This window comes from Streptomyces sp. NPDC088766 (genome assembly GCF_044750845.1).
Taxonomy (GTDB): domain Bacteria; phylum Actinomycetota; class Actinomycetes; order Streptomycetales; family Streptomycetaceae; genus Streptomyces.
Window position 1 is genome coordinate 176,818 of sequence record NZ_JBIVKQ010000013.1, and the last position, 17,874, is coordinate 194,691.

Below are 17,874 nucleotides of genomic sequence, written 5' to 3' on the forward strand. Positions count from 1 at the left end.
GCTTTCCGGGCGGGCCGCACCGGGTCCCGGCCGCCGTCAGCCGCGTCGCAGCGCCCGGGTCACGCCCGCCGCGACCGTCGTGGCCAGCACCCAGCCCAGCAGGATCATCGCCGTCTGCACCCACTGCCAGCCGCCGTGCAGCCGCCACTGGCCCGCCTGGCCCAGGTCGATCACGGGCAGCAGCAGGTCGAGGGCGAACAGCGCCGGATTCCACGGCGGGTGCCCGTCGCGGCTGACCGGCGGATGGTCCGCGTGCGCGAACGCCAGGGAGCTCGCCGCCCACAGCACCGCCATCCACACGGCCGCCCGGCCCGGCCGGTAGCCGTAGGCCACCGTCCAGTCCTGGGCGTACCCCCAGAACTTCGCGGCCGGCGGCAGCGTCTCGCGGCGCCTGCGCTGCTTGGCGAGCAGCACCTCGCGGGCGTCCTCGTCCTCCCCGCCGGCCCGCAGCACCGCCGCCAGCCGCTCGTACGGCTCCGGGTTGTACTCGGCGGTCGCCGCGGCCACCCAGCCCAGGCGCTCGTCCAGCGGGAACGGCCCCTGCGGCACCAGGTTCTCGTACGCGAAACCGCCCATGTGCAGGCTGCCCGGCCCCGGCCAGGCGCCCGCGCGGTCCACCAGGTTGACCACCCGTGCCCCCGACAGCACCACCTTGCCGCGCTGCGGCCGCTCCCCGAGGAAGCGCAGCTCGGGCGTCTGCACCCGGCGCAGCGACAGCTCCTGGTCGTCGGTGAAGGTGAACCGGGCCTGCTCCAGGTCGACGGCGTCCCCGAACCGCCCGTCGTCCAGGCGCACCCCGCCCCGGCACTCGAAGCGCTGGACGCGGGTCCCGCGCGCGGGAGTGGTGCCGCTCAGGGCCTGGCCGCCGAGGCCGGCCGGGGTCAGGTAGAGGGAGCGTTCGACGGTGAGCTGGGGCGCGTTCAGCGCGAACCGGGTGTACGGATTGGTCAGCCGCGCCCCGCGCAGGCTCAGCGAGACCCCGATCTTGGAGCTGCGCAGCCGCAGCTCGCCGTGCGACTCCAGCATCTCGGCCTGCAGGTCCTGGCCGACGCTCAGGCCGTCGGCGGCGATCGAGCGGCCGGTGCGGTCGCGGTAGACGATCGCCATGTTGAGCATCAGGTCGGTGCCGATCTGCGCGTCGGTGAGCCGGACGCCGTTGTGGAAGCGGCAGCGGGGCAGGTGCAGGTCCCCCTCCGTCTGGAGCCGGGCGGCCTCCAGCCGCGGCACCGAGCAGTCCACCAGGCGCAGCGTCGACACCCGCGCCTCGGGCAGCAGCACGTCCCGCTCGAAGCGGCAGCGCTTCATCTCGACGTACGGCTCCACGGTGCCGCCCGCCAGGTCGAGGGTGTCACTGATCTGCACGCCGACCAGCTTGAGCGAGGACACCCGGCCGGTGAGGGCGGGCGGCCCGTCCAGCAGCAGCCAGGCCACGATCCGCGCCCGCACCGTGCGGGACTCGCCCCAGGGGTGCCCGCCGTGCGGGTCGTCGACGACGCCGTCGCCGCTGCTGAGGTCGTACACGCTGCCGTTGCGGAAGGCCTGCCACATGCCGGCCTCGGCGGCGGTCAGGTCGTCCGGCAGGTCCCCGGTCCGCATGCCGGCTCCTTCCGTCACGCTGCTTCGGTCCCTTCGCTCTCGCACACGTTCCGCAGAACCGTTCATGCCCGGTGGGTGACGCCCCGAACGCTAACCGTGAGGGGGATCTTCCGTTTCCGGCCACGTTCTGTATCAGCCATTGATACGCGCGGACGGCCACTGATCCCGGTCTGAGAGAATTGACCACGTGATCTCTCGAATCGATCTGCGCGGCGACGCCCTCCCCGAGGGACCCGCCCTGCGCGACCTGCTGCCCCGAGCCGACTTCGACGTCTCGGCCGCCCTGGAGAAGGTGCGTCCGATCTGCGAGGCCGTGCACCATCGTGGCGACGCGGCACTGATCGACTTCGCCGAGAAGTTCGACGGCGTCCGGCTCGACCGGGTGCGGGTCCCGGCCGAGGCCCTCACCCGCGCCCTCGCGGAACTCGACCCCGCCGTGCGCGCGGCCCTGGAGGAGTCCGTCCGCCGCACCCGTGCCGTCCACCGCGAGCAGCGCCGTGCGAACCGCACCACGCAGGTCGTGCCCGGCGGCTCGGTGACCGAGAAGTGGGTCCCGGTCGACCGCGTGGGGCTGTACGCGCCCGGCGGCCGGTCGGTCTACCCGTCCTCCGTGATCATGAACGTGGTCCCGGCCCAGGAGGCCGGAGTCGAGTCGATCGCGCTCGCCTCCCCGGCCCAGGCCGACTTCGGCGGACTGCCGCACCCGACGATCCTCGCCGCGTGCGCGCTGCTCGGCGTCGACGAGGTCTACGCGGCCGGCGGCGCCACCGCCGTCGCGATGTTCGCCTACGGCACCGAGTCCTGCCCGCCCGCCAACATGGTCACCGGCCCCGGCAACATCTGGGTCGCCGCCGCCAAGCGCTACTTCACCGGCAGGATCGGCATCGACGCCGAGGCCGGCCCGACCGAGATCGCCGTCCTGGCCGACTCCACCGCCGACCCCGCCCACGTCGCCGCCGACCTGATCAGCCAGGCCGAGCACGACCCGCTGGCCGCCGCCGTCCTGGTCACCGACTCCGCCGAGCTGGCGGACGCCGTCGAGCGGGAGCTGGAGCCGCAGGTCGCGGCCACCCGGCACATCGACGACCGGATCGTGCCGGCCCTCAAGGGCCGGCAGTCCGCGATCGTCCTGGTCGACGGCATCGACGAGGGCCTGCGGGTGGTCGACGCCTACGGCGCCGAGCACCTGGAGATCCAGACGGCCGACGCCGCCGCGGTCGCCGACCGGGTGCGCAACGCGGGCGCGATCTTCGTCGGGCCCTGGGCGCCCGTGTCGCTCGGCGACTACGCCGCCGGGTCCAACCACGTCCTGCCCACCGGCGGCTGCGCCTGCCACTCCTCCGGCCTGTCCGTCCAGTCCTTCCTGCGCGGCATCCACATCGTCGACTACACGAAGGACGCGCTGGCCGACATCGCGCACCACGTGGTCACGCTGGCGGAGGCGGAGGACCTGCCCGCGCACGGCGCGGCGATCAAGGCACGGTTCGACTGGAAGGTCCCGGAGAACAAGTGACAGGCATCGACGATCTTCCCGTCCGGGACGAGCTGCGCGGCAAGTCCCCCTACGGCGCCCCCCAGTTGGACGTGCCGGTACGGCTGAACACCAACGAGAACCCCTACCCGCTGCCCGAGGCGCTCGTCGAGCGGATCACCGAGCGCGTCCGCGCGGCCGCCCGTGACCTCAACCGCTACCCCGACCGGGACGCCGTCGAGCTGCGCACCCGGCTCGCCGCGTACCTGACGGACACCTCCGGGTACGAGGTCGGGCCGGCCGGCGTCTGGGCCGCCAACGGCTCCAACGAGGTCATCCAGCAACTGCTCCAGACCTTCGGCGGACCGGGCCGCACGGCGATCGGTTTCGAGCCGTCGTACTCGATGCACGGCCTCATCGCGCGCGGCACCGGCACCGGATGGATCTCCGGGCCGCGCAACGAGGACTTCACCATCGACCTCGCGGCCGCCGAGAAGGCCATCGCGCAGAACCGGCCGGACGTCGTCTTCGTCACCACCCCCAACAACCCCACCGGCACCGCCGTCCCGGCCGGGACCGTCCTCGCGCTGTACGAGGCCGCGCAGGCCGCCAAGCCGTCCATGGTGATCGTGGACGAGGCCTACATCGAGTTCAGCCACGGCGACTCGCTGCTGCCGCTGCTCGAAGGTCGGCCGAATCTCGTCGTCTCGCGGACGATGTCGAAGGCCTTCGGCGCGGCCGGCCTGCGCCTCGGCTACCTCGCCGCCCACCCGGCCGTCGTGGACGCCGTGCAGCTGGTCCGGCTGCCGTACCACCTGTCGGCCGTCACCCAGGCGACCGCCCTGGCCGCCCTGGAACACACCGGCACGCTGCTGAAGTACGTCGAGCAGCTCAAGGCGGAGCGGGACCGGCTGGTGGCCGAACTGCTGGCGATCGGCTACGAGGTGACCGCCTCCGACGCCAACTTCGTGCAGTTCGGCCGGTTCGAGGACGCGCACGCGATGTGGCGGAAGATCCTCGACCGGGGCGTCCTGGTCCGCGACAACGGCGTACCGGGATGGCTGCGGGTCACCGCCGGGACCCCCGAAGAGAACGACGCGTTCCTCGACGCGGTCCGTGAGATCAAGAAGGAGCAGGGTTCATGAGCCGTGTCGGACGCGTGGAGCGCACGACCAAGGAGACGTCCGTCCTGGTCGAGATCGATCTCGACGGCACCGGCAAGGTCGATGTGGCGACCGGCGTCGGCTTCTACGACCACATGCTCGACCAGCTCGGCCGGCACGGTCTGTTCGACCTGACCGTGAAGACCGACGGCGACCTGCACATCGACTCCCACCACACCATCGAGGACACCGCCCTCGCACTGGGCGCCGCCTTCAGGCAGGCGCTCGGCGACAAGGTGGGCATCTACCGCTTCGGCAACTGCACGGTCCCGCTGGACGAGTCCCTCGCCCAGGTGACGGTGGACCTGAGCGGCCGCCCCTACCTCGTGCACACCGAGCCCGAGAACATGGCGCCGATGATCGGCGAGTACGACACCACGATGACCCGGCACATCCTGGAGTCCTTCGTCGCCCAGGCGCAGATCGCGCTGCACGTGCACGTGCCCTACGGACGCAACGCGCACCACATCGTGGAGTGCCAGTTCAAGGCGCTGGCCCGGGCCCTGCGCTACGCCTCGGAGCGCGACCCGCGCGCGGCCGGCATCCTCCCCTCCACGAAGGGCGCGCTGTGACCGGCCTGTCGACCATTCTGATCGTCGTCGGCCTCTTCCTGGCCGGCGGCATCTACTCCTTCGTCAAGCAGGACATGCCGAGGAGCCTGATCGTGCTGCTCTCCATCGGCGCCGCGATGTGTCTGGTCGCGGGAGTGATGAGGCTGGAGGTGTGGAGTTGACCGCCGCATCCAAGAAGGTCGTCGTCTTCGACTACGGCTTCGGCAACGTCCGCTCCGCCGAGCGCGCCCTCGCGCGCACCGGGGCCGACGTCGAGATCACGCGCGACTTCGACACGGCGATGAACGCCGACGGGCTGCTGGTGCCGGGCGTCGGCGCCTTCGCCGCCTGCATGAAGGGCCTGCGGGACGCCCGCGGGGACTGGATCATCGACCGCCGGCTGGCCGGCGGGCGCCCGGTGATGGGCATCTGCGTCGGCATGCAGATCCTGTTCGCCCGCGGCATCGAGCACGGCGTCCAGACCGAGGGCCTCGACGAGTGGCCCGGCGCGGTCGAGCCCCTCCAGGCGGAGATCGTGCCCCACATGGGCTGGAACACCGTGGAGGCCCCGGCCGACTCCCAGCTGTTCGCCGGCCTGGCCGCGGACGCACGCTTCTACTTCGTGCACTCCTACGCCGTCCAGGACTGGTCCTTCGACGAGCACAACCCCACCATGCAGGCGCCCAGGGTGACCTGGTCGACGCACGGCAAGCCGTTCGTGGCCGCCGTGGAGAACGGCCCGCTGTGGGCCACCCAGTTCCACCCCGAGAAGTCCGGCGACGCCGGAGCCCAGCTCCTCACCAACTGGATCGGAACCCTGTGAGCAAGCTCGAACTCCTCCCCGCCGTCGACGTCCGCGACGGCCAGGCCGTCCGGCTCGTGCACGGCGAGTCGGGGACGGAAACTTCTTACGGTTCGCCCCTGGAGGCCGCCCTCGCCTGGCAGCGCTCGGGCGCCGAATGGCTGCACCTGGTCGACCTGGACGCCGCGTTCGGCACCGGCGACAACCGCGCGCTGATCGCCGAGGTCACGGGCGCGATGGACATCAAGGTGGAGCTGTCCGGCGGCATCCGCGACGACGACACCCTCGCCGCCGCCCTCGCCACCGGCTGCACCCGCGTCAACCTGGGCACGGCCGCCCTGGAGACCCCCGAGTGGGTCGCCGAGGTCATCGCCGAGCACGGCGACAAGATCGCCGTCGGACTCGACGTCCGCGGCACCACCCTGCGCGGCCGCGGCTGGACCCGGGACGGCGGCGACCTCTACGAGACGCTGGAGCGCCTGAACAAGGAGGGCTGCGCGCGGTACGTCGTCACCGACATCGCCAAGGACGGCACGCTCCAGGGCCCCAACCTGGACCTGCTGCGCACCGTGTGCGCCGCGACGGACCGTCCGGTCGTCGCCTCCGGCGGGGTGTCCTCCCTCGACGACCTGCGCGCCATCGCCGAACTGGTCCCCCTCGGTGTGGAGGGCGCCATCGTCGGGAAGGCGCTCTACGCGAAGGCGTTCACCCTGGAAGAGGCCCTGGAGGCAGTGTCACCATGACGTCCGAAGCCGTACGGCGCGTGCAGAGCGGAAATCCCTGGGAAGAGACTCTCGGCTTCGCGCGCGCCGTCGCGGCGGGCGACATGGTGCTGGTGGCGGGCACGACGTCCTTCAAGGGCAGCGTGCTGTACGGGGAGGGCGACCCCTACGAACAGGCCAAAGTGGCCTTCACCAGCGCCCTGGAGGCGATCGCCGAGTTCGGGCTGGGACCCGAGTCGGTGGTCAGGACCCGGATGCACCTGGCGCATCCACGGGACGTCGACGAGGTGGGCCGGGCCCACAAGGAACTCTTCGACACCGTGCGCCCGGCCGCGACCCTGCTGGTTGTGGAGGGGTTCATCGACCCGCGCGTCCTGGTCTCCGTGGAACTGGAAGCCTTCAGAGGCAACAGAGGCAACTAGAAGCAATCAGAGGAGCCGTGGATTCATGACCCTGGCGGTCCGAGTCATCCCCTGCCTGGACGTGGACAACGGCCGGGTCGTCAAGGGCGTCAACTTCCAGAACCTGCGCGACGCGGGCGACCCCGTCGAGATGGCCAAGGTGTACGACGCCGAGGGCGCCGACGAGCTGACGTTCCTGGACATCACCGCTTCGTCGGGCAACCGCGAGACCACCTACGACGTGGTCCGGCGCACGGCCGAGCAGGTGTTCATCCCGCTCACCGTCGGCGGCGGGGTGCGCACCCCCGAGGACGTCGACAAGCTGCTGCGGGCCGGCGCCGACAAGGTCGGCGTCAACACCGCCGCGATCGCCCGCCCGGAGCTGATCAAGGAGATCGCCGAGCGCTTCGGCAGCCAGGTCCTGGTGCTCTCCGTGGACGCCCGCCGCACCGGGACGGGATCCTTCGAGGTCACCACCCACGGCGGTCGCCGCGGCACCGGCATCGACGCCGTCGAGTGGGCCCACCGCGCCGCCGAGCTGGGCGCCGGCGAGATCCTGCTCAACTCGATGGACGCGGACGGCACCAAGGACGGCTACGACCTGGAGATGATCGCCGCCGTCCGAAAGCACGTGTCGGTCCCGGTCATCGCCTCCGGCGGCGCCGGCAAGCTCTCCGACTTCCCCCCGGCCGTCGAGGCGGGCGCGGACGCGGTCCTGGCCGCGTCGGTCTTCCACTTCGGCGACCTGCGCATCGGCGAGGTCAAGCAGGCGCTGCGAGCGGCGGGCCACCCGGTCCGCTGAGGCGTCCCCCACCGACGTCGGCCCCGGCCACCAGGTACCCGGTGGCCGGGGCCGACGCGTGAGCGGACACGAAGGCCGGACTACCCGGACCACCCCCTGGCCTGCGCCAGCTGCACGTAGTTGCCGACCGTGTCGTCCAGCACCGCGGTGATCACCGGACCCTGCTCCCGGGGCTCCTGCGGGAAGTGCACGCCGAGGCCGCTCAGCCGCTCGAACTCCGCCCGCATGTCGTCCACGGAGAACACGATGCAGGGCAGGGCGGCCTCCCGCAGCGCCGCGCGGTACGGCGCCGCGACCGGGCCGTGGCCGGGTTCCAGCAGCAGCTGGAGGTCCCGCTGGGCGCCCTCGGCCGCGCCCACGGTGACGTACTGCGCGCCGCCGCCCAGGTCCAGGTGGACGCGGGTCTCGAAGCCGAGGACGTCGGTGTAGAAGGCATGGGCCCTGGCGACGTCGTCGACGTACACGCTGGTCACGGCGACCTTGATCACTGCGGCGTCCTCTCAGACGCCGAGCTGCTTGCCGCTGTGCAGTGCGGTGACGGCGTCCTCGTCACCGACCAGGTCCACCGTGGCGGCGCTCTGCCGGCCGTACAGGAACAGCAGCAGCTCCGAGGGCTCGCCGGTCGCCGTGACGACCGGGGTGCCGCGGTTGGCGACCGCCGTACGCCCGTCCGGGCGGCGCAGCACCAGACCGGTCGGGGTGCCACGGCCCATCAGCCGGGCGGTGCGCTCCAGGCGCGACCACAGGGCGTCCTGGAATACCGGGTCCAGCTCACGGGGCGTCCAGTCGGGCTGGGCGCGGCGCACGTCCTCGCCGTGGATGTAGAACTCGACGGTGTTCGACGCCTCGTCGAGCTGCTTGATCCGGAAGGGGGAGAACCGCGGCGGGCCGGTACGGATCAGCTGGATCAGCTCCTCGTACGGCTTGGCGGCGAACTCCTCCATCGTCCTGTCCAGCCGGGACGCGAGCTGCTTGACGATGATGCCGCCGGCCGCGTCGGGCCGGCGCTCGCGCACCACCACGTGCGCGGCCAGGTCGCGGGTCCGCCAGCCCTCGCAGAGGGTCGGCGCCTCGGGCCCCACCGTCTCCAAGAGCTCGGCGAGCAGAAGTCGTTCACGCTTGGCGAAAGTCGACATGCCGTCAGCCTACGACCGTCCGGCGGGTCCGCCCAGTGGACATCGGCCCGGGAGTGTCACCACCGCGCGGCACAATGACCCCATGAGCAGCACGCCCGCCCGTCGCCCGGCCGCCGCCCCTCATCGAGGCGCTCCGCCCCACGGTTCCCCGTCCAGCGGCCCCGGTTCCCCCTCCAGCGGTCTCGCCCCGGACATCGCCGCGCGCCTCAGGCGCAGCCCCGACGGCCTCGTGCCGGCCATCGCCCAGCAGTACGACACCGGAGAGGTGCTCATGCTCGGCTGGATGGACGACGAGGCGCTGCACCGCACCCTGACGACCGGCCGGTGCACCTACTGGTCGCGCAGCCGCCGCGAGTACTGGGTCAAGGGCGACACCTCCGGCCACTTCCAGTGGGTCAAGGCGGTCGCCCTGGACTGCGACGCCGACACCCTCCTGGTCAAGGTCGACCAGGTCGGCGCCGCCTGCCACACCGGCGCCCGCACCTGCTTCGACGCCGACGTGCTCCTCGAGGACGCCGGGGGCGCCGGTTCCGGCACCTCCGCCTCCGATCAGTAAGGTCAGCCGTCATGGATCTCGAGACGTTCCGCAAGCTGGCCACCGACCGCCGCGTCGTTCCGGTCACCCGCAAGCTCCTCGCGGACGGCGACACCCCGGTCGCGCTCTACCGCAAACTGGCCGCCGAGCGCCCCGGCACCTTCCTGCTGGAGTCCGCGGAGAACGGCCGTTCCTGGTCCCGGTACTCGTTCGTCGGCGTGCGCTCGGCGGCCACGCTCACCGCGCGCGACGGACAGGCCCACTGGCTCGGCACCCCGCCCGTCGGCGTCCCCGTCGACGGCGACCCGCTGGCCGCCCTGCGCGCCACCATCGAGGCCCTGCACACGCCCCACCAGGAGGGCCTGCCGCCCTTCACCGGCGGCATGGTCGGCTACCTGGGCTACGACATCGTCCGCCGGCTGGAGAAGATCGGCCCCGGCGAGCGCGACGACCTCCGGCTGCCCGAGCTGACCATGCTCCTCACGAGCGACCTCGCCGTGATGGACCACTGGGAGGGCTCCGTCCTGCTGATCGCCAACGCGATCAACCACAACGACCTCGACACGGGCGTGGACGAGGCCCACGCGGACGCCGTCGCCCGCCTCGACGCCATGGAGGCGGACCTCTCGCGCGCCGTGGCCCAGCCGCCCGCCGTCCTGCCCCCCTCCGAGCTGCCGGAGTACACGGCCCGGTGGGGCGGCCCCGACTTCCGGCGGGCCGTCGAGGACGTCAAGGAGCGCATCCGCGCGGGCGAGGCCTTCCAGGTCGTCCCCTCCCAGCGCTTCGAGACGCCGTGCACGGCGAGCGCGCTCGACGTCTACCGGGTCCTGCGGGCCACCAACCCCTCGCCGTACATGTACCTGTTCCGCTTCGACGGCTTCGACGTCGTGGGTTCCTCCCCGGAGGCGCTGGTCAAGGTCGAGGACGGGCGCGCCATGGTGCACCCCATCGCCGGCACCCGGCACCGCGGGGCGACCCCGCAGGAGGACCAGGCGCTCGCCGACGAGCTGCTGGCCGACCCCAAGGAGCGCGCCGAGCACCTCATGCTCGTCGATCTGGGCCGCAACGACCTGGGACGGGTCTGCGAACCCGGCTCCGTCGAGGTCGTCGACTTCATGTCCGTCGAGCGCTACTCCCACGTCATGCACATCGTCTCGACGGTCACGGGCCGGGTCGCGGCGGGCCGCACCGCCTTCGACGTCCTCACCGCCTGCTTCCCGGCGGGCACCCTCTCCGGCGCCCCCAAACCCCGCGCCATGCAGATCATCGACGAACTGGAACCGTCCCGCCGCGGCCTGTACGGCGGCTGCGTCGGCTACCTGGACTTCGCCGGCGACTCCGACACCGCCATCGCCATCCGCACCGCCCTGCTGCGCGACGGCACCGCCTACGTCCAGGCCGGCGCCGGCGTCGTCGCCGACTCCGACCCGGTCGCCGAGGACCAGGAGTGCCGCAACAAGGCGGCGGCCGTGCTCCGCGCGGTCCACACCGCCAACCGGCTGGCCAAGTAGGGGCGCTCCGCGCGAAGTAGGACGAGGCTCACGTGAACCCCGGGTGACGGTTCGCCCGGGGTTCAGGCGATAGTGGAGTACGTGACTGCCGTTCCTCATCCCCGTTCCGAAGCCGCCGCTCCCGCCCGGTCCGGCCGCCGGAGCCTCGCGCTCGCCCTGATGTGCGGTGCGCTGGGCGCGGCTCTGGTCCTGCTCGCGACCCGGCAGCGCTGGTCGCAGGGCACGGCGACGGTGGCAGGCGGCGCCTTCCCCCTGACCGCCAAGGGCAGCGACGTCACGGGTGTTCCGGCGGCGCTCGCCATAGTGGGCCTCGCCGCGCTCGTCGCCGTCTTCGCCGTCCGCCGGGCGGGCCGCCTCGCCGTCTCCGCCCTCCTCGCGCTCTCCGGGGCCGGCATCGCCGTCGCCGCGCTGCTCGGCGCCTCCGACAGCTCCGCGCTCGACGACGAGGCCGCCAAGGCCTCCGGGGACACCGCCGCGGCCGTCGCCTCCCTCACCCACACGGCCTGGCCGTACGCCGCCGCGGCGGGTGGCGCCCTGATCCTCCTGGCGGGCCTGCTCGCCCTGCGCTACGGCCGCCTGTGGCCGGCCATGTCGGGCCGCTACGAGCGCGACGGCACCCCCCGGGCCCGGCGCAGGGCCCCGGTCGTCGACCCCGACCGCCCCGAGGACATCTGGAAGGCCCTGGACCGCGGCGAGGACCCCACGGGCACGGACCCGGCCTGATCCGCCCCCCCCGCGTCCGGTTGCCCGGTGTGGCGAACCAGACTCGGTCGGAAGCCACCCCGGCACTTCTGCACGCGTGCGCGTACGGGACAATGGAGGACGAGCCCCGGCTCGGACATGTACGACCCGTACGCCACATAGACAGCAACGAGGAGCAAGTCATGGCGGGCAGCAGCCACGGACACACCCCGGCCGCCTGGACCGGTGTCACCATCGCCTTCATCGGTTTCTGCGTCGCGGGCGCGTTCATGGTGATGGCCGAGCCGCTCGGCTTCTGGGCCGGAATGGTGATCGTGGTCCTCGGTGGTGTCGTCGGCGCCGCCATGAGCGCCATGGGCCTCGGCATGCCGAAGGACGCCCACCCGGTGCACCAGGTCACGGCGGCGCGCGAGCCGGCCGGCGCCGAGGGCTGACGCCCGCGAACGACCTCGCGCGAGGGGCGGCCGGCGCGGAACCGGCCGTCCCTCACGCGCGCGCGGACGTGTCGCGGGGCACAATGCGAGGCGTGAACGCAGACAGCCGCAGCGTGACGCCGTCCGCTCCCACGACCGTCCTGGCCCGGCTCGCGGTGCCCGCCGGGATCCTCGCGGCCGTGGTGGGCGCCTTCGCGTACGTGGCCGCCGTCGACCCCAACGAGCCGGGCCACTACCCGGTCTGCCCGCTGCTGCGGGTCACGGGCCTGTCCTGTCCCGGCTGCGGCGGTCTGCGCAGCGCCCACGCCTTCGCGCACGGCGACCTGGTGACCGCGCTGCACGCCAATGCCATGGCCGTGGCCGGCTACGCGGGCTTCGTGGTGCTGTGGACCGTCTGGGTGGTCCGCGCGGCACGGGGCCGCCCGGTCCGCATCGATCCCGGACCGGTCCCGATGTGGACGCTGGGCACGTTGCTGGTGGTCTTCACGGTGGTCCGGAACCTGCCGTCCGGCGGCTGGCTGCTTCCTTGACCGCCGGTGGGCGTCCGGCACGGGGGCACCTCCCGCCCGAGCCGTGCGAAGCTGGTTCGGGGGTGGGGGAGGGACCGCCCTCCACCGGATACGGGGCCACCGCCCTCCACCGGATGCGAGGCCACCGCCCTCCTCCGGATACCATCGCAGTGACCATCCATCTCCTCTGGTCGCTGGAACCGCAACCGTCTGGAAGGGGGCCGCTCGCGTGAGTGTGCTCGACGAGATCATCGACGGAGTCCGTGCCGACCTCGCGGAGCGGCAGGCGCGCGTCAGCCTCGACGAGCTCAAGGAGCGCGCCGCCAAGGCCCCCGCGGCCAAGGACGGGGTCGCCGCGCTCAAGGGCGACGGCGTCAAGGTGATCTGCGAGGTCAAGCGCTCCAGCCCCTCCAAGGGCGCGCTGGCCGCGATCGCCGACCCGGCGGGCCTCGCCGCCGACTACGAGGCGGGCGGCGCCGCGGTCATCTCCGTCCTCACCGAGGAACGCCGCTTCGGCGGCTCGCTCGCCGACCTCGAAGCGGTCCGCGCCCGCGTCGACATCCCGGTGCTGCGCAAGGACTTCATCGTCACGTCGTACCAGCTGTGGGAGGCCCGCGCGTACGGCGCCGACCTCGCCCTGCTGATCGTCGCCGCCCTCGACCAGCCGGCCCTGGAGTCGCTGATCGAGCGCGCCGTCTCCATCGGCCTCACCCCGCTCGTCGAGGTGCACGACGAGGACGAGGTCGAGCGCGCCGTGGACGCGGGCGCCAAGCTGATCGGTGTCAACGCCCGCAACCTCAAGACCCTCGAGGTCGACCGGAGCACGTTCGAGCGGGTCGCCCCCGAGATCCCGGACCACCTCGTCAAGATCGCCGAGTCCGGCGTCCGGGGCCCGCACGACCTGATCGCCTACGCCAACGCCGGCGCCGACGCGGTCCTGGTCGGCGAGTCCCTCGTCACCGGCCGCGACCCGAAGACGGCGGTCGCCGACCTGGTGGCGGCGGGCGAACACCCCGCACTGCGGCACGGCCGGGGCTGACCCCGCTAGGCTGGGCACGATGACGCTCCCGATCACCCTCACGGCCCCGGACCGGTACGCCCGCCTCGCGCGCGGCTGCCGCCCCCGTGGCTGCCGCGCGCCCGCCCGCAGGGTGCACGGCCGCAGGGTGCGGTACGTCATCGGAGACGAGCCGGGCCAGGTGAACGGACGCCGATGGCAGCGCGCCCCCCAGGGGCGCAGCGCAGTGTCCGTCCACGCGGCTTTGCCGTCCTGGCGCGACCGGCCACACCCGGCCTGAGGTCGTCGGACCAGCTCCGCCCCACGGCGATCGGTTTCTCCCCAACTCACCGTGAGGTTTCCGCATGCCCAGCGAGTTCTTCGTTCCCGACCCCGAGGGCCGGGTCCCCACCGCCGAAGGCTACTTCGGCGCCTTCGGCGGCAAGTTCATCCCGGAGGCCCTGGTCGCCGCCGTGGACGAGGTCGCCGTCGAGTACGACAAGGCCAAGCACGACCCCGAGTTCGCCCGCGAGCTCGACGACCTGCTCGTCAACTACACCGGCCGGCCCAGCTCCCTCACCGAGGTGCGGCGGTTCGCCGAACACGCCGGTGGCGCCCGGGTGTTCCTCAAGCGCGAGGACCTCAACCACACCGGCTCCCACAAGATCAACAACGTGCTCGGCCAGGCGCTGCTCACCAGGCGCATGGGCAAGACGCGCGTCATCGCGGAGACCGGCGCCGGCCAGCACGGCGTCGCCACCGCCACCGCCTGCGCGCTGTTCGGCCTCGAGTGCACCATCTACATGGGCGAGATCGACACGCAGCGGCAGGCCCTCAACGTGGCCCGGATGCGCATGCTCGGCGCCGAGGTTGTCGCGGTGAAGTCCGGCAGCCGCACGCTGAAGGACGCCATCAACGAGGCCTTCCGCGACTGGGTGGCCAACGTCGACCGCACCCACTACCTGTTCGGCACGGTCGCCGGACCGCACCCCTTCCCGGCGATGGTCCGCGACTTCCACCGCGTCATCGGCGTCGAGGCCCGCCGCCAGATCCTGGAGCGCACCGGACGCCTGCCCGACGCGGCCGTCGCCTGCGTCGGCGGCGGTTCCAACGCCATCGGCCTCTTCCACGCCTTCATCCCGGACACGGACGTACGCCTCATCGGCTGCGAGCCGGCCGGGCACGGCGTCGAGACCGGCGAGCACGCCGCCACCCTCACCGCAGGCGAGCCCGGCATCCTGCACGGCTCCCGCTCCTACGTCCTCCAGGACGACGAGGGCCAGATCACCGAGCCGTACTCGATCTCGGCCGGCCTGGACTACCCGGGCATCGGCCCCGAGCACTCCTACCTCAAGGACAGCGGCCGCGGCGAGTACCGCGCGGTCACCGACGACGCGGCCATGCAGGCGCTGCGCCTGCTGTCGCGCACCGAGGGCATCATCCCGGCCATCGAGAGCGCGCACGCGCTGGCCAGCGCCCTGGAGGTCGGCAGGGAGTTGGGCGAGGACGGGCTGATCGTCGTCAACCTCTCCGGCCGCGGTGACAAGGACATGGACACGGCCGCCCGCTACTTCGGCCTGTACGACACCGACGCCGAGGTCGCCGCCGACGCGGCCGACTCCGCCGAGATCGAGGGGGACGCCAAGTGAGCGGCGCTGCATCGAACAGCAAGAGGGGCGAACTGCTGGCGGACACCCTCGCCGCCGCCAAGGCCGAGGGACGTGCCGCGCTCATCGCCTACCTGCCGGCCGGGTTCCCGACGGTCGACGGCGGCATCGAGGCGATCAAGGCCGTTCTGGACGGCGGCGCCGACGTCGTCGAGGTGGGTCTGCCGCACAGCGACCCCGTCCTCGACGGCCCGGTCATCCAGACCGCCGACGACATCGCCCTGCGCGGCGGCGTACGGATCGCGGACGTCATGCGCACCGTCCGGGAGGCGACCGGGGCCACCGGCAAGCCGGTCCTCGTGATGACGTACTGGAACCCCGTCGACCGCTACGGCGTCGAGCGCTTCACCGCCGAACTGGCCGAGGCGGGCGGGGCGGGCTGCATCCTGCCCGACCTGCCCGTGCAGGAGTCGGCGCTGTGGAGGGAGCACGCCGAGAAGCACGGCCTCGCGACGGTCTTCGTCGTGGCGCCCAGCAGCCAGGACGAGCGGCTCGCCACGATCACCGAGGCGGGCAGCGGATTCGTCTACGCCGCCTCGCTGATGGGGGTCACCGGCACCCGCGAGTCGGTGGGCACGCAGGCCCGGACCCTGGTCGAGCGCACCCGCGCGACCGGCACCGAACTGCCCGTCTGTGTGGGCCTCGGGGTGTCCGACCCCCGGCAGGCCGCCGAGGTCGCCGGCTTCGCCGACGGGGTGATCGTCGGCTCGGCCTTCGTCAAGCGGATGCTCGACGCCCCGGACGAGGCGGCCGGTGTCGCGGCCGTGCGCGAACTCGCGGGCGAGCTGGCGAAGGGCGTGCGCGGCCGGGCCTAGAACGGGACGGGCACCGCACGCGGCCGGGTGTCGGCACGGCCGAGCGGAGCACGTCGGGCACGGGAGGAACCGGTCACTCGAACGGGTGGACCTGGGACCGGGGAGGCGCTGGGCGCCTCCCCGGTTCGTTTCCGGGGTGTGAGCGAGAAGAATCGTGACAGGAAGCGCACCGCCCGGGAGCGGCTGGCGGTCGAGCGGAACAGGCAGAAGGCCGCGGAGCGACGGCGGCGGACGCTGATCGTCGCCGCGAGCGTCGTCTGTGTACTGGGCCTGGCCGCGGTCATCGGCATCGTCGCGGCGAACGCCGGCAAGGACGACGGCGACAGTGCGGGCCCGGTCGTGGCGCCCTCGGGCGCGCAGGGCAAGGACGCCCTCGCGATCCCGGTCGGAAAGGAGAGCGCGAAGTCCACGCTCACCGTGTGGGAGGACTTCCGCTGCCCGGCCTGCAAGTCCTTCGAGGACACCTACCGTTCGACGATCCATGAGCTGACCGATGCCGGAAAGCTGAAGGTGGAGTACCACCTGGCCACCATCATCGACGGCAACATGGGCGGCAGCGGGTCCCGTACCGCGGCCAACGCCGCGGCCTGCGCGCAGGACGCCGGCAAGTTCCCCGCCTACCACGACGTGCTGTACGTGAACCAGCCGGAGGAGACCGACGACGCCTTCGCCGACGACGACAAGCTCCTCGAGCTCGCCGGCAAGGTCGACGGCCTCGACACCCCCGCCTTCCGCACCTGCGTGGGGAAGGGCACCCACGACGGCTGGGTCGAGAAGTCCAACCAGGCCTTCCGCACCGGCGGTTTCACCGGCACCCCGACCGTCCTGTTCAACGGCAAGAACATCTACCAGGACCAGACGATGACGCCGGCCAAGCTGAAGAAGATGGTGGAGGACGCCGACCAGGGGTGAGCCCCGCTCACCGGCCCGTTATGGAGCCGTAGCCGGGCTGCCCGCCGTGGGCCCGGCCCGGCACGGTAGCGTCGACCCTGCCATGGAACTTGCCTACATTCCCAGCCCGTCGCGCGGGGTGATCCACCTCGGCCCCATTCCGCTGCGCGGCTATGCCTTCTGCATCATCATCGGTGTCTTCGTCGCCGTCTGGCTCGGCAACAAGCGCTGGATCGCCCGGGGCGGGCGGGCCGGCACGGTGGCCGACATCGCCGTCTGGGCCGTGCCCTTCGGCCTGGTCGGCGGCCGGCTCTACCACGTGATCACGGACTACGAGCTGTATTTCAGCGAGGGCCGCGACTGGGTGGACGCCTTCAAGATCTGGGAGGGCGGCCTCGGCATCTGGGGCGCGATCGCGCTCGGCGCGGTGGGCGCCTGGATCGGCTGTCGCCGCCGGGGCATCCCGCTGCCCGCGTACGCCGACGCCATCGCGCCGGGCATCGCCCTCGCGCAGGCGATGGGCCGCTGGGGCAACTGGTTCAACCAGGAGCTGTACGGCAAGGAGACCGACCTGCCGTGGGCCCTGCACATCACGTCCTCCGTGGACGGCCGGGTGCCGGGCTACTACCACCCGACGTTCCTGTACGAGTCGCTGTGGTGCGTCGGCGTCGCCCTCCTCGTCATCTGGGCGGACCGCCGCTTCGAGCTGGGTCACGGACGGGCGTTCGCCCTGTACGTCGCCGCGTACTGCGCCGGCCGCTTCTGGATCGAGTACATGCGCGTCGACGACGCCCACCACATTCTCGGTCTGCGGCTGAACAACTGGACCGCGCTCGTCGTGTTCCTGCTGGCCGTGGTGTACCTCGTGATCTCGGCCAGGAAGCGGCCGGGACGGGAGGCCGTGGTGGAACCGGGCGCGGACGACCCCACCGGCGGTGAGGCCGCCTCCGGAGCCGAGGCCGAGGCCGAGGCGAAGGCCGGGTCCACGGAGGACGGCGACGACGCCGAGGCCGGGGCGAAGGCCGACGAGGACGGCAAGGACCAGGACAGCAAGGACGAGGCGGGGGACCGGGCGAAGGACGCCGCCGAGTCCGGCTCGGCGGGCAAGAAGAGCTGACGGCGACTTCCACGACGACGAGGGCGCCCGGGATCTCCGGGCGCCCTCGTCG

The 17,874-nt window shown here is 72.6% G+C and carries 22 protein-coding genes; 19 read left to right on the forward strand and 3 right to left on the reverse strand.

Annotated elements, in window-relative coordinates:
• Window positions 1–36: 36 nt before the first annotated feature.
• The gene (locus tag ACIP5W_RS19995) at window positions 37–1,614 is read right to left on the reverse strand and encodes an oxidoreductase (protein WP_401474882.1); all 1,578 of its coding nucleotides are present in this window, start codon (window positions 1,612–1,614) and stop codon (window positions 37–39) included.
• Window positions 1,615–1,783: 169 nt separating this feature from the next.
• Here ACIP5W_RS19995 and hisD point away from each other — a divergent pair, with 169 nt between their 5' ends.
• The 8 genes from hisD to hisF are packed head-to-tail and all read left to right on the forward strand — an operon-like array spanning window position 1,784 to window position 7,508.
• Window positions 1,784–3,109: a histidinol dehydrogenase gene (gene hisD, locus ACIP5W_RS20000; RefSeq protein WP_401474885.1), complete on the forward strand. Its 1,326-nt coding sequence runs from the start codon at window positions 1,784–1,786 to the stop codon at window positions 3,107–3,109.
• Entirely contained in the window at window positions 3,106–4,212 is a 1,107-nt protein-coding gene (locus ACIP5W_RS20005; RefSeq protein WP_401474888.1) for a histidinol-phosphate transaminase, read from the forward strand. Before hisD ends, ACIP5W_RS20005 begins: the two co-directional genes overlap by 4 nt.
• Window positions 4,209–4,802, forward strand: coding sequence for an imidazoleglycerol-phosphate dehydratase HisB (gene hisB, locus ACIP5W_RS20010; protein ID WP_363087259.1), 594 nt, complete (start codon window positions 4,209–4,211; stop codon window positions 4,800–4,802). Before ACIP5W_RS20005 ends, hisB begins: the two co-directional genes overlap by 4 nt.
• The gene (locus ACIP5W_RS20015) at window positions 4,799–4,963 is read left to right on the forward strand and encodes a hypothetical protein (RefSeq protein WP_170109940.1); all 165 of its coding nucleotides are present in this window, start codon (window positions 4,799–4,801) and stop codon (window positions 4,961–4,963) included. The genes hisB and ACIP5W_RS20015 overlap by 4 nt, the downstream gene beginning before the upstream one ends.
• Window positions 4,954–5,604 carry an imidazole glycerol phosphate synthase subunit HisH gene (hisH, locus tag ACIP5W_RS20020; protein WP_401474893.1) on the forward strand — a complete coding sequence of 217 codons (651 nt, stop codon included), beginning with the start codon at window positions 4,954–4,956 and terminating at the stop codon, window positions 5,602–5,604. Before ACIP5W_RS20015 ends, hisH begins: the two co-directional genes overlap by 10 nt.
• Complete coding sequence (gene priA / locus ACIP5W_RS20025) at window positions 5,601–6,326, forward strand: bifunctional 1-(5-phosphoribosyl)-5-((5-phosphoribosylamino)methylideneamino)imidazole-4-carboxamide isomerase/phosphoribosylanthranilate isomerase PriA (RefSeq protein ID WP_401474896.1); 726 nt, start codon at window positions 5,601–5,603, stop codon at window positions 6,324–6,326. Before hisH ends, priA begins: the two co-directional genes overlap by 4 nt.
• Window positions 6,323–6,727, forward strand: coding sequence for a RidA family protein (locus ACIP5W_RS20030; protein ID WP_401474899.1), 405 nt, complete (start codon window positions 6,323–6,325; stop codon window positions 6,725–6,727). Before priA ends, ACIP5W_RS20030 begins: the two co-directional genes overlap by 4 nt.
• Window positions 6,728–6,752: 25 nt before the next feature.
• Complete coding sequence (gene hisF, locus ACIP5W_RS20035; RefSeq protein WP_401474902.1) at window positions 6,753–7,508, forward strand: imidazole glycerol phosphate synthase subunit HisF; 756 nt, start codon at window positions 6,753–6,755, stop codon at window positions 7,506–7,508.
• Between the two features lie 80 nt (window positions 7,509–7,588).
• On the opposite strand, the gene ACIP5W_RS20040 is transcribed toward hisF, so the two are convergent.
• Both ACIP5W_RS20040 and ACIP5W_RS20045 read right to left on the reverse strand, forming a co-directional pair.
• Window positions 7,589–7,996 (reverse strand): VOC family protein, encoded by a 408-nt coding sequence (locus ACIP5W_RS20040; RefSeq protein WP_401474905.1) that lies wholly within the window; start codon window positions 7,994–7,996, stop codon window positions 7,589–7,591.
• Between the two features lie 12 nt (window positions 7,997–8,008).
• Window positions 8,009–8,644 (reverse strand): TIGR03085 family metal-binding protein, encoded by a 636-nt coding sequence (locus ACIP5W_RS20045; RefSeq protein ID WP_401474908.1) that lies wholly within the window; start codon window positions 8,642–8,644, stop codon window positions 8,009–8,011.
• Between the two features lie 82 nt (window positions 8,645–8,726).
• Here ACIP5W_RS20045 and hisI point away from each other — a divergent pair, with 82 nt between their 5' ends.
• The 11 genes from hisI to lgt all read left to right on the forward strand — a co-directional run bounded on the left by hisI (window position 8,727) and on the right by lgt (window position 17,822).
• Window positions 8,727–9,200, forward strand: a complete 474-nt coding sequence (gene hisI / locus ACIP5W_RS20050) for a phosphoribosyl-AMP cyclohydrolase (RefSeq protein WP_401474911.1) — start codon at window positions 8,727–8,729, stop codon at window positions 9,198–9,200.
• An 11-nt stretch (window positions 9,201–9,211) separates the two neighbouring features.
• Window positions 9,212–10,690, forward strand: a complete 1,479-nt coding sequence (locus ACIP5W_RS20055; RefSeq protein ID WP_401474914.1) for an anthranilate synthase component I — start codon at window positions 9,212–9,214, stop codon at window positions 10,688–10,690.
• 72 nt (window positions 10,691–10,762) lie between these two features.
• Entirely contained in the window at window positions 10,763–11,413 is a 651-nt protein-coding gene (locus tag ACIP5W_RS20060) for a TIGR02234 family membrane protein (RefSeq protein ID WP_401474917.1), read from the forward strand.
• 161 nt (window positions 11,414–11,574) lie between these two features.
• Window positions 11,575–11,826, forward strand: coding sequence for an HGxxPAAW family protein (locus ACIP5W_RS20065; RefSeq protein WP_401474920.1), 252 nt, complete (start codon window positions 11,575–11,577; stop codon window positions 11,824–11,826).
• An 83-nt stretch (window positions 11,827–11,909) separates the two neighbouring features.
• Window positions 11,910–12,356, forward strand: a complete 447-nt coding sequence (locus ACIP5W_RS20070) for a DUF2752 domain-containing protein (protein WP_401474923.1) — start codon at window positions 11,910–11,912, stop codon at window positions 12,354–12,356.
• A gap of 208 nt (window positions 12,357–12,564) precedes the next feature.
• A complete protein-coding gene (gene trpC, locus ACIP5W_RS20075; protein ID WP_401474926.1) occupies window positions 12,565–13,374 on the forward strand; it encodes an indole-3-glycerol phosphate synthase TrpC in 810 nt (269 codons plus the stop codon).
• 19 nt (window positions 13,375–13,393) lie between these two features.
• Window positions 13,394–13,633 carry a tryptophan biosynthesis modulator TrpM gene (trpM, locus tag ACIP5W_RS20080; protein WP_401474929.1) on the forward strand — a complete coding sequence of 80 codons (240 nt, stop codon included), beginning with the start codon at window positions 13,394–13,396 and terminating at the stop codon, window positions 13,631–13,633.
• Between the two features lie 64 nt (window positions 13,634–13,697).
• On the forward strand, window positions 13,698–14,981 hold the full coding sequence (gene trpB, locus ACIP5W_RS20085) for a tryptophan synthase subunit beta (RefSeq protein WP_401474932.1): 1,284 nt from the start codon (window positions 13,698–13,700) through the stop codon (window positions 14,979–14,981).
• Window positions 14,978–15,814 carry a tryptophan synthase subunit alpha gene (gene trpA, locus ACIP5W_RS20090; RefSeq protein ID WP_401474935.1) on the forward strand — a complete coding sequence of 279 codons (837 nt, stop codon included), beginning with the start codon at window positions 14,978–14,980 and terminating at the stop codon, window positions 15,812–15,814. The genes trpB and trpA overlap by 4 nt, the downstream gene beginning before the upstream one ends.
• A 138-nt stretch (window positions 15,815–15,952) precedes the next feature.
• Window positions 15,953–16,726 carry a thioredoxin domain-containing protein gene (locus ACIP5W_RS20095; protein WP_401474938.1) on the forward strand — a complete coding sequence of 258 codons (774 nt, stop codon included), beginning with the start codon at window positions 15,953–15,955 and terminating at the stop codon, window positions 16,724–16,726.
• Between the two features lie 82 nt (window positions 16,727–16,808).
• A complete protein-coding gene (gene lgt, locus ACIP5W_RS20100; protein WP_401474941.1) occupies window positions 16,809–17,822 on the forward strand; it encodes a prolipoprotein diacylglyceryl transferase in 1,014 nt (337 codons plus the stop codon).
• The last annotated feature ends 52 nt before the right edge of the window (window positions 17,823–17,874 follow it).